This window comes from Paenibacillus sp. J22P15 (assembly GCF_056269345.1).
This window is the reverse complement of the sequence record NZ_JBWDNT010000003.1, coordinates 309,041-323,398: the sequence shown is the minus strand read 5'-3', so window position 1 is coordinate 323,398 and position 14,358 is coordinate 309,041. Positions and strand designations below refer to the sequence as shown.

Sequence of the window (14,358 nt, the reverse complement as noted above, 5' to 3'; positions counted from 1 at the left end):
CTAGACCCTATGCTGTTGCCTGATTTTGATTTTATGTCCGATTCAACGGAACAAACATCTACAAGATATGTCACCTTTATCGGACCCAGCTTGAAGCGTTTTGACCTTGCCATCACGTCTACCAGCCGTTTTTACGGCAAGAAGCTAATTACTGACCTGCAGTTTGGCAAAACAGCGATTATCGGTCCTGACGACCTCGAAGAGGAAGGCTATCTTGAGCATACGTTCAAGCTCACGGAAGAAGAAGCTGCTGAACTCGTACAATTCTTATATTTTGTTGTCGGAACGGTGCATTTTACAGATTAATCAGGGCACACTGAAATGGTAATTCAATACCATTTCAGAGGAGACTGATGATGGATCGTTTTATTCCTGAAAATCGCCAGCCCTATACAGATGTATCGACAGTAGAATCGCAGCGAAACGATCTAATTCCGGAGGAGTTTGCGGATGGTCCGTACGGCTCTGACCTGCGGCTGAAATCTCTAGGGAAAAGTACGCCTTGGCGTGTCGATCAGCGGTCATCGAACCGCTTCGATTATGAGAATCGAGCGCTGCATACAGGTTTGCCTCGTGACTATCCCGGTGAAGACGAGTACGATCATGCTTTTCCTGAAGTACACGATGAACCTTAAACAAGCAAAGCCCTTGGCTAATCACGCAGTATTGCGTGTTTAGCCAAGGGCTTTTTTCTAAGCAAACTCACTTATTTATTGTTTATGCAGGATTAAGTTCCAGCTCATCTTCATCGCCGCGGTTAAACGCTTCGCGATCGAATTCGCCTTCAGAATCCGCAACGAGCAATGCAGTAACTGTAGTACCAGTAGCATTAACAGCTGTACGACCCATATCAATGAGTGATTCAACAGCAACTACAAGTGCAATACCTTCAAGCGGAAGACCTACAGCTGTAAGTACAACCGTTGTCGAAATCGATGCTGGTCCAGGCACACCTGCAACGCCGATTGATGAGATAACGCTAACGAGTACGATAAGAACATAATCTGTTGCAGTAAGTGTTACGCCATATACTTGAGAGATGAACACTGCTACTACAGCCGGCCAAATGCCGCCGCAGCCGTTAAAGTTCATCGTCGCACCAAGCGGTGCTACGAAACTTGCAATTTTCGGTGAAATGCGAAGGCGCTTCGTAATAACTTCAAGATTGACCGGAAGTGTTGCAAAACTGCTGCGTGTTGTAAAAGCTACCGCTACCGTTGGATAAGCTTTGCGGAAAAATTTCAATGGATTAACTTTCGCAACGAAGCTTACTAAACCGCCAAAGACGAATACAAAATGTACCAGTAGAGCGATATAAGTTACAATAATTAGCATACCAAGCGGTTCAAGTGTTTCCCATCCATATTTTGCAGCCATAACTGCAATCAAGGCGTAAACACCATATGGAGTGAAGCGTAGTACAAATTTTACAACTTGGTGCATAATGACGGTTGCAGACTGTATAAATGCTTTGAAAGGTTGAACCGAATCCGGATTTTTCGCTCCTACTTTAACGATAGCAATCGCAATGAATAGTCCGAAAATAAGAATTGGAACTACTTTTCCTTCTGCAGCATCGTTAATGGGGTTGGAAGGTACTTGATCCAAAATAACTTTGAAAAAGCTTGGAACCTCACGTGCTTCAAAGTTCTCAGGTGCTTTCATCTCGAAGCCTGCACCAGGATTAATTGCCGATGCTACCAGAAGTCCGATAATCGCCGCTACTCCTGTCGTTGCTAGAAACCAACCGATGGTCTTAACGCTAAGCTTACGCAAGTATTCAAGGTTCGTAATTGAAATGATACTGTTGATAACAAGAACAAAAACGAGCGGAATTACGATCATCTTAATTAAGTTAATGTAGATAGACCCAATCGTACTTACACCTTCAGTGTCGAGTTTAAAGTTGTTGAAGATAATACCTGCGACTAGTCCAAGCCCCAGCGCCACCAATACCCTCGTTCCAAAGCCTACACGTTTTTTGGCCATAAAATAAAGTCCGCCAAGAATTATTGCTGATACGACTAAACTTATCCAGTTGTTCTCAATTGCTGTTATTAAATTATTTTCCATAATCCAACACTCTCCCCTTCTGTCTATTACTATGATGTATAGCACAATTGCATGTAGAAATGAATCAATATGTAATCCCGATAAGATTACTATGCTTTGCTTGCAGGAACAAATATATCATCGTTATCAATCTTATGTCAATATGATTTTTCCACATCAGTCAGAGAAATATTCGGTTATATCTTTTTCTTCAAAAAAAGATGCACAACAACCCGGATAAATCCGGTTGTTGTGCATCTTATTCTGCTCTATTTTTCGTTTGATCGCTTACTCAATAATTTGGAAGTTTGGTTTAACGTCATTGAAATCTAAATTCTCACCGCTTACCATCAAGCCCATTCCCCAATCGAAATGCGTGTTTACAGTAGGTTTGTCAGCTGCGTCGCGATATTGAAACAAAACATTTCTTCGCGTTCTATCACTCCGATTAACATCCGAGCCATGGATCGTCAAGTAATTGAAGAACAGCACATCTCCCGCCTTCGCTTTGCAAAGCGTTCCAGATGAAATCGGATATTCCTTATGATTCAAATAATGCCTGCCTACGTGAGACAACGGTCCTTCTAGATGCGAACCTGGAACAACAGCTAAGCAGCCATTCTCTTCGTCAGCATCGTCCAGATGAACGCTTGCTGCAAGCATGGAATGATCTTTATGCGGAAAATAAGGATAATCCTGATGCATCGGAAATGCTGCACCGTTAGCAGGTGGTTTCACGAGCATTTTTGAGTGATGGAGCTGCACATTGGGACCAATAAGACCATTCAATACAGCTACCATATTAGGATGAACCACTGCTCTTGTGAAAGCGGCATCATGATAATGCACATCATGGAAACCTTTTAGAACAAGCTTCTTAAGCTCATCGGGCGGCAGGTACTCCCCTTGCCACGCATGATTGTGATCTGATTTAGCTTGCGCCGCCCGCTTAATGATCCGCTCAGTCGATGCTCTCATTTCCAGCACCTCTTCATTGTTAAACACACCTCTAACTAACAAGTAACCATTTTCTTTATAAAATTGCACGTCCTCGTTGACGATCATGTTCATTCTCCTTATCATATAATTAGTATGAATATGGTTTCATTATAGATAATATATAGTGATATCGTATTTACCTGCTAAAGACATCTTTTTGCACTATTACGCCACAGGAGCTGATCTTCCGAATGTACATTTGGTCAAAAAGCGAGGAACGCTTGAATAGATATGCACGATTGCTTCAGGGTGAGAGCTTAACGATACACGTTTATTACTGGGGGGCGGTGCAAAAATTAGTCGCAAACGCTGTTCATAAGCACTCTTTTTTCGAGGTATGTTATGTAGCAGGCGGAACGGGAATTTATGAAGAAGGAGGAGTTAGATATCCATTGCATGAGGGTGTACTTTTCTGTTCAAGACCTAATATACGCCATCAAATTATAGATGTAGACCATTTGGATTTATTATATGTGGCCTATGAATTGGATGAGAAGCTTTCTAAACCGGATGAATTGGAGTACTATAATCAATCTTTGAATAGCGGATCCATATGGATGGAGAACCAGCAGCAATCACCGACTGCACAAATCTGGCGATCCTTACTCATTCCAAGCGACGAGACATTTGCGGTGCCAATCGCGTTGCTTCACCAGCTTGCACATGCTTTAATCCTTACCTTTCCAACCATTGTTGGCAGCAAGAATGGTAACACAGAAATCATTTTACCGGCTTCAAATGCCGCTATCCTTATCAACCGAGCCAAGCTATACATACGTGATAATTTAGGAGCTAGCTTGAGTCTTTCCGAGGTTGCACGTTACATTAACGTATCCGAACGCCATCTTTCCAGACTGTTCGCCCAGAGCGTTCATGAATCCTTCTCCATTCTCGTAAGACACGAACGAGTCCGTGTAGCGGAGAAATTACTCGTCCAAACATCAACGCCAATTAAAATAATCGCTGAGCGCTGCGGCTTCTCATCCGTTCATTATTTCTCTCGAACCTTTGCCGAAGCGAAGGGTATTCCTCCTGCTGCCTTTCGAGAAGAAAGCCGTAGAAATACGATCCATGACTAGCTACAGCCTCATATTTATAGATCATGAATCGTAATCTCACTTCTAACCATAAACCGGGCGTTAACGCCGGCTTGACCAATACCTTTTGAGATGTAGAATGTGCCGTTCTGGTTGTGATGAAGGCCTTTGTAGATTCCTTTCACGGAAAGCGGACCCTTTGGCTTAAATGCAAAAAAGAACGGTACGTTCAGCTGCTTTCCATGCAGATGACCGGCCATCAAATAATCATAGGTACGATCAATCTTAAGCAGCACATTGGGATCATGTGTCATAATAACAATCGGCTTACTGCTTGCAATACCTCTAAAAGAAGGCTTGATGCGGCTATGATGAGAGCTGGCATCATCAATTCCAATGAGTTGAAAATCATCAAGCAGCACATTTTCATTGCGAAGAACTTTAATGCCATACAATTGAAACAGATCGAGCAGCTTCTTTAATCGAGGGAGCTCATAGTCATGGTTGCCAAGCACCGCGTATACGGGTATACCGCTATCTGAAATAGCCTTTAAGTAATAGCCTACCCGCGGAAGATAGTGTTCTTTATAGGTATAGTCGCCAGTAAGAAAAATGTAGTCAGGCTTCGCAGACGCGATTTCTTGCGAAATTCGCTTCGCGCTAATGCGCAGCCTGTCTACGTGCAAATCACTAATTTGCAATATGCGTTTGTTAATGCCGATTGGGTGGGTTATCTTTTCGATTTTTAGCCACTGAGTTGGGAAGATAAAGAGCAGGTAAAAGAAAAATATGGATACTGCCACTGTTAGTATAATAACCAAATTTGTCCTCCTATCCGAATGTAAATAATTGTAATGATTCGACAAAATATGTTAAAGATTTTTATTATCCAGAGACGAGAAATGACAATATATGCAATTGGCTTGAACTATAATAATCTTATTAAGAAATCGAGAAGTACACGGGAGACGTTGAAATGCGTTTAGTATCTGGGCACCTTAAACGCATGGAGTCAGTGGTGCAACCGTCCCAATATGAATGGGGGACTTGAGGAATGGTACTGATTGAGTCAAAAGAATTAGATGACTTGGATATGGAATGGGTTACATTAATTATGGACGCTCGAAAATCAGGACTTACTAAAGAAGACATACGTAAAGCTCTTCTTATTCTGAAGGAAAGCGATATAGATAAGAACAAGGAAACGGCTGTATAAATATAATTTCTCTAGCTTTGCTTACTTTTCCATTTGTTGAATTCTAAAAATTCTTTGAACTGATCCTTACTTACACCAGAATTCATAGCCTCTCTTACTAAATCAGCCCATTCATTGTCAAGATGATCGGGCTTTTGGTCCGTCTCATCGTTATTCAATAACTCTTCTATTGTAATGCTTAATACTGCGCTTACTTTTTCTAGAAACTGAATCGAAGGATTTTGCTGGAGCCCTCGTTCTATGGAGCTTAGATAAGATTTTGCAATGCCTGCCCTCTGGGAAAGTTCAGTCAGTGAAAGACCTTTTCTCTTGCGAAGCATCTGAATGCGTTGTCCAATCATAACAAACTCCTCCATTATTTCACCGTTGTAGAATACTCTCTATTATAACGAATATTACTCGATTGCGATACTCCTCCTCAAGTTCGATTTCCTTCCACAGCAGTATCCGTTTTCTCCACCTTACTATCCATTCTAGCCAATGCTTCACCATTTCAACTACGCATACGCTAGTTATACGAAAAAAGCAAGGGCTATGCGCCTTGCTTCTCTCTTTGGACCGACGCTATGAATGCATTCGTTAAACAATCTATCACCCTTGACTGCTCTTCTTCGGTCATGCTAGAACCGGATGGAAGACAGATTCCATTGCGAAACAACGGATCCGAAATTGTTTCTTCTTCATGATGTGAATAGAACCGTGCCCCTTCAAACAAAGGCTGCCTATGAAGCGGCTTCCAAACTGGCCTAGCCTCGATATTCTCTTCAGATAACGCTTCAATAAATGCATCCCTAGAAATACCAGCCAACTGTTCGTCTACCGTTAGAACCGTAAGCCAACGATTAGAGTGACTATTTTCTAATTCCGGCATAAACCTGATACCTGGGAAATGGGATAATGCCTTCACGTACCGCTCAAAAATTGCTCTTCTTGCTAATATCCGCTCTGGCAACGTTTCCAATTGCGCTCTGCCGACGCCAGCCAGCACATTGCTCATTCGATAGTTATAGCCAATCTGGCTGTGCTGATAATGCGGCGCATGATCCCTAGATTGCGTAGCCAAGAAGCGCGCCTGCTTAATCCCTTCCCCATCATTGGATACCAGCATTCCGCCACCTGAGGTAGTAATGATCTTATTCCCATTAAAAGAGTAAACACCAAATGTTCCGAATGTGCCGCTTGCTCTTCCCTTATAGGTAGAACCAAGTGATTCCGCCGCATCCTCGATGATAGGTACCTCGTAGTGATTACATAGGGAAACAATTTCATCCATTTTTGCGCTTTGACCGTATAGATTCACGACGATAACCGCTTTAGGAAGACGTTGTTCATATGCAGCATCTTGAAGAGCCTTTTCCAAAGCTTGCGGGGACATGTTCCATGTTTCCGGCTCCGAATCGATGAAGACCGGTTCTGCCCCTAAATACAAAATAGGATTTGCACTCGCAACAAAGGTAAGGCTAGAACAAAATACAGAGTCGCCCGTTTTTACATTTAATATGTTCAAAGCCAAATGAATAGCAGAGGTTCCGGAACTGACAGCGGCTGCATGACTAGAACCAACATACTCCGCTAGCTCTTTCTCAAATGCATCTACATGCGGACCAAGCGGAGCAATCCAATTGGAATCAAACGCTTCTTTAATATAAAGCAATTCGTTCCCGCTAATATGAGGAGGAGATAAGTATATCTTTTGTTTATTCTTAATCATGACCGTCTTTCACAACCTTTCGTTTATATGAATATGGTGACACATTGCCAGACCCTTATTCTTCAACCTATGAACCTGTAAATTTTTCCATAGTTACATGGTTTTCCTGATGAATCCCCTCTGGCCTCAGCACTTTAAACAATGTTATGAACAGTATTTTTACATCTAGAAGAAAACTGAAATTTTCAACATACCAGATATCCAGCCGAAACTTCTCTTCCCACGAAATAGCATTTCTTCCGTTAATCTGCGCCCAGCCTGTAATTCCAGGCCGCACCTGATGCCGTTTAGCTTGTTCTTCGGAATATAAAGGCAAATAATCCATGAGCAGCGGCCTCGGACCGACTAAGCTAAGCTCGCCTTTCAGAACATTGACCATTTGCAAAAATTCATCCAGACTGTACTTCCTCAGAAAAACTCCGAAGGATGTCAACCTTAGATAATCGGGCAACAACTCTCCGTTCTCGTCTCGTTCATCCGTCATAGTACGAAACTTGTAAACATAAAAAGGTTTACCTTTTAATCCCGGACGCTGTTGTTTAAAAAAAACGGGAGATCCCAGTTTACTGCGGATTAGAATAGCAACAATCAGAATAACTGGAGAGGTTAGCAGCAAGAATACTGCAGCAACGCCAAAGTCCAACAATCGTTTCATGAATAATCCTGCCCCTTATATATTCTCAAACGCCGTCATACGGCCTGATTCTCGCTTGCTTCAGCCAACCGTTCAATTCCTATTTCATAACCGTTCGGATTAAAAGACTGCCAGCGCCAAGCATCCTCACACATTTCTTCGATTCCTTTACTTGCTGCCCAGCCAAGTTCAGATTTTGCCTTACTAGGATTCGCATAACAGACGCCTACATCTCCAGCCCTTCGTTCAGAGATCGTGTAGGGAATGTCAATGCCTGAGGCTCGCTCAAAAGCAGTAACCAACTCTAATACGCTGCAGCCTTTCCCGGTTCCAAGGTTGTATGCCTCTACACCCGATTTCGATAGTACGTTTACAAGAGCGCTTATATGTCCCAAAGCCAAGTCAACGACGTGGATGTAGTCTCGCACGCCGGTACCATCTTGCGTTGCATAGTCATTGCCGAACACGCTCAGCCTCTTCAACTTGCCTACCGCAACCTGCGTTATGTATGGCATCAAATTGTTCGGTATCCCATTCGGATCCTCGCCAATCCGGCCGCTCTTATGAGCTCCAACAGGATTAAAGTAACGCAGCAGTGCAATACTCCAACGATCATCCGACACATAAATATCTCTCAAAATTTCTTCGATCATAAGTTTAGTGCGTCCATAAGGGTTCGTAGCCTGCAGAGGAAAATGCTCTTGAATCGGAACGAAGTCCGACATGCCATATACAGTTGCTGAAGAACTGAACACCATGTTTCGCACCCCATACTTCTCCATCACTTGGCAAAGGAGAAACGTCCCGCTTATATTATTAAAATAGTAATGCAGAGGTATCCTCGTAGACTCGCCAACCGACTTGAGTCCTGCGAAATGCATCACTGCATCAATCTTATGGTTGGAAAAAACCATCTCTAGCCTGTTCCGATCTAGCAAATCCGCTTTATAATAAGTAAAAGATCTCCCTGTAATTTCTTGTATTCGATTTATTACTTCTGGCTTGCTGTTCGAATAATTATCGATCACGATGATCTCAAAGCCTGAATTGAGCAGCTCCACGCAGGTGTGGCTGCCGATATATCCGGCACCGCCAGTTACAAGTATGGCCATTCATTTTTCCCTCCAGAGATGATTGATAAAAATTAAGAGACTCCGTATAGATCAAGCCAATCGTGAATGTTTTCCCTAATATCGAATCCTCGACTTCCTATTTTGTTTGCTATGAGGTTCTGATCGGGTTTTTCCATCAAAAAAGCTTTGCTTATTTGATCAGTCCAGCTTTCCAAACTCTCATCCAGACTGAGAAAGCTCATTAAATCTACTCCCATATCCGTTAACTTAGGAACACTGTCCGCAACTACACAAGGTGTGCCAGAACATTGTGCTTCTAAGGTGACGATTCCAAAGCCCTCGAATAGAGATGGGAAAACGAACACATCAAAGGCTTTCATGAGTCTAGGGATATCCGCTCTCACCCCTAAAAATCGTATCCGATTAAAAATACCCAATGCTCGGGCTTCGGCTTCAATGCTGCTTCTTAACAAGCCATCTCCAACCATCACTGCAATTACGTCAGTCCCATCCTCTGTCATTTGCTTCACAATTTTCAAAAGGAACGTATGGTTTTTGGAAGGAGAGAACGTGCCCACATGCCCGATCATTTTTGATTCATTCGGTATGTTTAGTTCCCTTTTTATTGTCCGTTGCAAATCAGGCTCGAAAGTAGTGAACCGATCTATTTCGATCCCATTTTTCAACACGGAGGTTTTCCCGTTATCCACCTTTGAGGGGCCAAAAAGAAATCGAGCTGCTTCCACACTGCAAGCACAATAATCAGTAGCAGCATAATGAATTAGAGTGCGCATCGCTTTAAGCGTCATTCTATGCTTCAGACTGTTTTCTCTTCCCCAGTTATTGCTGTGAGAATGGCAAATTCGCTTTGAAATTCTGCTCATCTTCCCAGCCAAAGCAGCAAAGCCGCTTTGATAATCTGTATGAGAATGAACCGCAGTATAGTTTGTTTGGGTCATAATTTTTTTCAACTCGTTGATATAAGGCAATGGACCTGATTGACCCAGACTTTGAATTCGAAAGATCCTACCGCCTAGAGAAGTAATTTCGTCATCGTAATCACATTTTTCCATTCGATGCGAAACAAAATCGAACTGGATTTTTGTTCGGTCTATGTTTCGGTAGACATTCATAAGCAGGGTTTCTGCACCACCGCGGTTCATAGCACTTACAACATGCAATACTCTATGTACCAAATTAGATCACCTTTACTATTTAATATTCTTTATAACGAACATTTTGAGTAAAAAAATTTTTCCTTACACACCTAATAACCCCTATTACGAATCTAATAATTTTCATGGCTTACACTCGTTTCATTACGCTATATCCTTATATTAGTTCTTAATAAAGAACATGTCAATTTAAAAATAAATCCGCCTGTAATTTCCAATTAAAAAATACGAAAATCACGGCGGATTCATTCTGTGAGTTAGTTTGAGATTTGGCCATACGGCTTAAATACAGCCAGCATTCCTATTTCTTTCCAGGTTAACAATCGGTTAGTTGTCCAAGTTACAGTTCCATCTGTTGTTGTTTGTCCAATATTTTTATTCCAAGCAGGCTCTACATTGGAGGACTTCCCTGCCGTTGTACAGTTATAATAGATACCCTCAATCGCAGCAGGGATTATAATATCATCCACAGCATAGGAAGTATTAGGTGTCCACGTTCTTGGAACTCGAATACGATCCAGAACAATCTCACCTGATGTGCCTATAAAGGTCGGTTGGCTGCTTGCAGATACTCCTGGAAAAAGAACCTCATAAACGTGTGAATTAACAACGATTCGATCACCTTTATTAAAGTACATCTTTGAAATCCAAATCGTCTCACAGGCATAGCCGGCAACCGTACAGACCCAGCCCGCGTTTCCTCCTGGAACAGGTGCAGCATTGTTTAATACATGACCTAAACGATATTTCCCCGTTTTTGGCAAGGATACAATATTCGTATAGGGTTCCATAACGCTATTAATATAGTTATTAGAAGTGTACACTACATCACTTGTTATGGGCTGTATTACGGTATCCAATATATTGTTTCTAAAAAATATTTGATTTGTAGTGATTTGTCTATTTAGATTAATTGCTGTTAGAGGCTGATTCGAAATAAACTCATTCCCGTCTACTATCAAATACTTACATGAAAAGGAACTAGTTAAGAAATCAACGATATTGAAGATGGAGGTTGCATTTTTATATTCAAAAATATTGCTCAGCAATTCCAATTTCCCTTGAATATTGCGAAAATAAATAGCAGACTTGTTGCCTCCTATAAATCTACAATTTCTAATTCGGAGCAGCTCCATGCTATGATCTGCCGAGTTGGAGAACACATTACTGTCCCAGTTTTTAAATAGGCAATTCACGAAATCATACACGGAATTTTTAAGCAGACCAAGCGTCATCGCGTTATCAAATATGCAACCGGTGATGCTGCCTGCAGGTAATGTAAGCATTTTTGTATTAAGAAAAGTATTGTTGATTAATTGCCATTCATATGCGTCATTCTGACCGGAAAATGTGTTTGATGCCGAAGTTTTCCCTTCGAATACACAATTTGAAATCGTTTGTGGTTCTTTTCCATAAAAGATTGTTGGTTGTTGATTGCTTATTAGCGGGGAATCATTATCGTGGTAAAAATGACAATTCATAACTGAAACTTTATGCGGCAGGTCTTTTGTTAAATTGAGAGAGCTATTATGGAAATAATTATTTCCAATAATACATTCTGCTGTTTTTTGAGATAATATAATGCATTGATATATCACATTGTTTGTAAATATAACTTCGCCTTCTAAAGTAAATCCCGAGCGCGACATATGGTTTCCATCCACAATAACATTTCTGCATTCGTTCCAAATCTGGCTTGGGCCAAGTCTATCCATTACATTATTAGAAAAAACGACATGCTGCGTACTTACTAAACTAACCCCAACCTTACAATCATAAATGTTATTTCCTTCAATGAAATAATACTGATTCATTCCATAACCATCTTCCACATCGATTGCCGCCTGTGGGGGAACTCCTGAAATATCATGTATCCTATTATTTCTTATATAAATATACTTTCCGCCACTGCTAATTCCACATCTTCTTGCGTGATGCAAATTACATTTTTCTATAAACACATTTCTAGGATATAACGGAACTCCTACACTCAAAACAACACTATCCGATACTGCCGTATCTGGTATGTTGCTTTGGTATATCACTATTTTTGCGTAGGCGGCTCCGGCGGGGATAGAGATGTCATCGAAAAAATTAGTTGCTTTGAGCGAGGATATAAAAGCATCAGAACTATTGTAGAAAATGATGTCACATACCGTAGTGTTAATCTGACTACCGAAGTCCCCCCAACCGTTTCCACATATTGCGAAATAGCCAAACTTGATCATGTCTGCATTGTTTAACATGATTTTGTTCACAATTCTAATTTTCATTGGATCGGTTATTAATGCACCATTCGTAAGATTGATGCTTCCTTGTTCCCACAGTCTCATATTATAACCACTTTGAAAATTAGGAGCTAGTCCTAGCCCTATGGAGTCACCTGTACAATTGTATATTTCCAGATTATCCAAAATGATAGATTCAGGATTTCCTAAGTTCTCAACAACACCATTACTACCTATATTGATACCCATGCATCCCTCATGTGTGCCGCCACTGGAAAAGTCATGATCGTATCGATCACCTTCGATGATGCCATTCGTGATGCGTACATTGACTTGGTTCTTAATATCAATAATTTTATATTTCATGTAGCCATTATTTCTTATCCTTAGTTTTGAGCCGCCCAAATTAAAAGTCATATAGCTAGCTGGTATGATTGGTGTATACTCATCTACAAGATAAATACCTGATGGAAAAATAATCTCTGAGTAATCCTGCCCTGAAGCCCATTGAATGGCTGAATTAATGCCTATCGAGTTTGCTTTGGCAACTTTTTTATCATTGTAATCCGTAGCAGTATTGTTTAGTCCCCATCTGCTAAGATCAAGTACATATGAACCAAGACCGTTCCCAAGCATATTATCCAGATTCATAAGTTTATCGCTCAAGCTGGTCGTTGGATCTACATAAACGGCTTCCGATACCGTCATCGGATAAAGATACTCGCCATTTGACCCTTTTAACTTGTTTATTTTACCCTTCATCTCGTCTTATCCCCTTTCCAAACAAACTCATCCCGTGACCCAAGTGCCTCCAATTCGTGTCGCTGTTTTTCCGTTCCCACTTGTATCTATGAGCGCTGTCCCTGTAAATTGTTCAGTTAAATTATAATAAGCAATTACATTAGCGCCATTGAGTATTTTAATGGAATAAATTTTCCCAATCATTCCAGGTTTGTTCTGATAGTCCGAAAAAATATTTATGTCATCAGCAGCACTGGAGAGCAGACCTAACGTTAACGTCATTTTTTTATTTTTAGCTTCATTTATATCCATAGGAGTTACGCCATCAATTAGAATCTTTGACCATACTGGGCCATACTGTACATTTCCATTTCCGTTAATTGAGAAATAAGCAGTAGACACTCCTGATCTAGCATCTAAATAGTAATACCAAACACCAGCAGCTCCCGGATTGGCAATACAAGTTAGCTCTATTGTATTAAAGGTAAGGTTGGGCAGCTTAATATAATCCGTTGTGCCATTCATAGATAATGCATAATTTCCATAGGTTCTAACTGTTATACTTACCCCATTGGATGCATTGTTGGAGTAATCTCTGGACTTAATTGTAATCGTATAGTTAGTTGCCGGAACTAACCCTGCCACTTGATACGTTAAAGGTAATAGCTTCGAGGGGGTAGCTAGTACTATATTCACTAAGGAATTACCGATGTATATTGCATAATCCTTAGTATCTGGCGACGTACTCTCCGTCCAATTCAAGACCAGACTAGTTTTGTCTAAATAGGTGATAGTTACACCTGATACATCCAAAGGCGCTATTTCATCAACTAGTTCTACTCTCTCACCTCCGTCTAAATCCCACTCCTCTGCAGTTATAGCTCCACCTTCATGAGAGAAGGCTTTCGGCACCCATTTGCCGTTTTCGAATGTCAGTACATTATTATTTAAAGGCGGAACGGTTGTCACATCAATATCGATGATACTGCTCATTGAATGCGAATGACCTACTGAAGCTTTATTATCCAATGCCTGCTGCAACTGGTCGATATCCTCAATAGTGTGAGCATGTGTTGTATTAGCCTTTTGAGCTAACCGATTAACAATTTCAGCTGCCGATAGGGTAGATGTTAAACTCGATGGACTTGTATCATCTATAATAGCGCTTTCGCTAGACAAATAAGCCCAATACATCGAATTGCTTGTCGGAATTCCAATATTGTCTTGAATACATAGATACGAAGAACGCTGATCTACAACCACATTCCCTTTCTTGTAATTTGTCGATCCATCATAAGAACCTTTATAATCAACAATCTGAGAAGCATAAAACAGCATAATGATTTCACTCCTTTCATATTGTTTTCATGTTAATTCATCCTATTCCCTTTATTCATCGAACGCCTGTATGAACGCACCCTAACAACCACTTTATTTCAAAAGTTTCGTACATTTGATTGACCATTTTGTCTATCATTAGAAACATGATATA

The 14,358-nt window shown here is 40.9% G+C and carries 14 protein-coding genes and 1 riboswitch; of the genes, 4 read left to right on the top strand and 10 right to left on the bottom strand.

Annotated elements, in window-relative coordinates:
- Positions 1-9: 9 nt before the first annotated feature.
- Together AC0YN6_RS09850 and AC0YN6_RS09845 are read left to right on the top strand one after the other, a co-directional pair.
- Positions 10-306, top strand: a complete 297-nt coding sequence (locus AC0YN6_RS09850) for a DUF3055 domain-containing protein (protein ID WP_475746603.1) — start codon at positions 10-12, stop codon at positions 304-306.
- 50 nt (positions 307-356) lie between these two features.
- Positions 357-635 (top strand): hypothetical protein, encoded by a 279-nt coding sequence (locus AC0YN6_RS09845; RefSeq protein WP_475746856.1) that lies wholly within the window; start codon positions 357-359, stop codon positions 633-635.
- A gap of 82 nt (positions 636-717) precedes the next feature.
- Here the strand turns inward: AC0YN6_RS09845 and AC0YN6_RS09840 are convergent, their stop codons facing one another.
- Positions 718-2,073, bottom strand: coding sequence for a dicarboxylate/amino acid:cation symporter (locus AC0YN6_RS09840; RefSeq protein WP_475746602.1), 1,356 nt, complete (start codon positions 2,071-2,073; stop codon positions 718-720).
- 267 nt (positions 2,074-2,340) lie between these two features.
- Positions 2,341-3,117, bottom strand: a complete 777-nt coding sequence (locus AC0YN6_RS09835; RefSeq protein WP_475746601.1) for a phytanoyl-CoA dioxygenase family protein — start codon at positions 3,115-3,117, stop codon at positions 2,341-2,343.
- A 125-nt stretch (positions 3,118-3,242) separates the two neighbouring features.
- Between AC0YN6_RS09835 and AC0YN6_RS09830 the strand changes: the two genes are divergently transcribed.
- Positions 3,243-4,130, top strand: coding sequence for an AraC family transcriptional regulator (locus AC0YN6_RS09830; RefSeq protein ID WP_475746600.1), 888 nt, complete (start codon positions 3,243-3,245; stop codon positions 4,128-4,130).
- Positions 4,131-4,144: 14 nt separating this feature from the next.
- Here the strand turns inward: AC0YN6_RS09830 and AC0YN6_RS09825 are convergent, their stop codons facing one another.
- Positions 4,145-4,909: a metallophosphoesterase gene (locus AC0YN6_RS09825; RefSeq protein WP_475746599.1), complete on the bottom strand. Its 765-nt coding sequence runs from the start codon at positions 4,907-4,909 to the stop codon at positions 4,145-4,147.
- Positions 4,910-5,044: 135 nt separating this feature from the next.
- Positions 5,045-5,127: riboswitch (cyclic di-GMP riboswitch) on the top strand.
- Positions 5,128-5,142: 15 nt separating this feature from the next.
- Here AC0YN6_RS09825 and AC0YN6_RS09820 point away from each other — a divergent pair.
- Positions 5,143-5,304 (top strand): anti-repressor SinI family protein, encoded by a 162-nt coding sequence (locus AC0YN6_RS09820; protein ID WP_475746598.1) that lies wholly within the window; start codon positions 5,143-5,145, stop codon positions 5,302-5,304.
- An 11-nt stretch (positions 5,305-5,315) separates the two neighbouring features.
- Here the strand turns inward: AC0YN6_RS09820 and AC0YN6_RS09815 are convergent, their stop codons facing one another.
- The 7 genes from AC0YN6_RS09815 to AC0YN6_RS09785 form a co-directional block, all read right to left on the bottom strand.
- Entirely contained in the window at positions 5,316-5,645 is a 330-nt protein-coding gene (locus AC0YN6_RS09815; RefSeq protein WP_475746597.1) for a helix-turn-helix domain-containing protein, read from the bottom strand.
- Positions 5,646-5,836: 191 nt separating this feature from the next.
- Positions 5,837-7,015, bottom strand: a complete 1,179-nt coding sequence (locus tag AC0YN6_RS09810) for a DegT/DnrJ/EryC1/StrS family aminotransferase (protein WP_475746596.1) — start codon at positions 7,013-7,015, stop codon at positions 5,837-5,839.
- Positions 7,016-7,082: 67 nt separating this feature from the next.
- Positions 7,083-7,670 (bottom strand): sugar transferase, encoded by a 588-nt coding sequence (locus tag AC0YN6_RS09805; protein WP_475746595.1) that lies wholly within the window; start codon positions 7,668-7,670, stop codon positions 7,083-7,085.
- Positions 7,671-7,705: 35 nt separating this feature from the next.
- Positions 7,706-8,761, bottom strand: a complete 1,056-nt coding sequence (gene galE, locus AC0YN6_RS09800; RefSeq protein WP_475746594.1) for a UDP-glucose 4-epimerase GalE — start codon at positions 8,759-8,761, stop codon at positions 7,706-7,708.
- A gap of 32 nt (positions 8,762-8,793) precedes the next feature.
- A complete protein-coding gene (locus AC0YN6_RS09795; RefSeq protein WP_475746855.1) occupies positions 8,794-9,885 on the bottom strand; it encodes a glycosyltransferase family 1 protein in 1,092 nt (363 codons plus the stop codon).
- A gap of 269 nt (positions 9,886-10,154) precedes the next feature.
- The gene (locus AC0YN6_RS09790; RefSeq protein ID WP_475746593.1) at positions 10,155-12,887 is read right to left on the bottom strand and encodes a right-handed parallel beta-helix repeat-containing protein; all 2,733 of its coding nucleotides are present in this window, start codon (positions 12,885-12,887) and stop codon (positions 10,155-10,157) included.
- A 27-nt stretch (positions 12,888-12,914) separates the two neighbouring features.
- Positions 12,915-14,204 carry a hypothetical protein gene (locus AC0YN6_RS09785; protein ID WP_475746592.1) on the bottom strand — a complete coding sequence of 430 codons (1,290 nt, stop codon included), beginning with the start codon at positions 14,202-14,204 and terminating at the stop codon, positions 12,915-12,917.
- Between the last annotated feature and the right edge of the window lie 154 nt (positions 14,205-14,358).

Excerpts from the sequence above, each read along its gene's own strand:
- AC0YN6_RS09815 (WP_475746597.1), bottom strand. The coding sequence starts at position 5,645 with ATGATTGGACAACGCATTCAGATGCTTCGCAAGAGAAAAGGTCTTTCA.
- galE (WP_475746594.1), bottom strand. The coding sequence starts at position 8,761 with ATGGCCATACTTGTAACTGGCGGTGCCGGATATATCGGCAGCCACACC.
- AC0YN6_RS09795 (WP_475746855.1), bottom strand. The coding sequence starts at position 9,885 with ATGAACCGCGGTGGTGCAGAAACCCTGCTTATGAATGTCTACCGAAAC.
- AC0YN6_RS09830 (WP_475746600.1), top strand. The coding sequence starts at position 3,243 with ATGTACATTTGGTCAAAAAGCGAGGAACGCTTGAATAGATATGCACGA.
- AC0YN6_RS09820 (WP_475746598.1), top strand. The coding sequence starts at position 5,143 with ATGGTACTGATTGAGTCAAAAGAATTAGATGACTTGGATATGGAATGG.
- AC0YN6_RS09845 (WP_475746856.1), top strand. The coding sequence starts at position 357 with ATGGATCGTTTTATTCCTGAAAATCGCCAGCCCTATACAGATGTATCG.
- AC0YN6_RS09810 (WP_475746596.1), bottom strand. The coding sequence starts at position 7,015 with ATGATTAAGAATAAACAAAAGATATACTTATCTCCTCCTCATATTAGC.
- AC0YN6_RS09835 (WP_475746601.1), bottom strand. The coding sequence starts at position 3,117 with ATGATCGTCAACGAGGACGTGCAATTTTATAAAGAAAATGGTTACTTG.
- AC0YN6_RS09785 (WP_475746592.1), bottom strand. The coding sequence starts at position 14,204 with ATGCTGTTTTATGCTTCTCAGATTGTTGATTATAAAGGTTCTTATGAT.
- AC0YN6_RS09840 (WP_475746602.1), bottom strand. The coding sequence starts at position 2,073 with ATGGAAAATAATTTAATAACAGCAATTGAGAACAACTGGATAAGTTTA.
- AC0YN6_RS09850 (WP_475746603.1), top strand. The coding sequence starts at position 10 with ATGCTGTTGCCTGATTTTGATTTTATGTCCGATTCAACGGAACAAACA.
- AC0YN6_RS09805 (WP_475746595.1), bottom strand. The coding sequence starts at position 7,670 with ATGAAACGATTGTTGGACTTTGGCGTTGCTGCAGTATTCTTGCTGCTA.
- AC0YN6_RS09790 (WP_475746593.1), bottom strand. The coding sequence starts at position 12,887 with ATGAAGGGTAAAATAAACAAGTTAAAAGGGTCAAATGGCGAGTATCTT.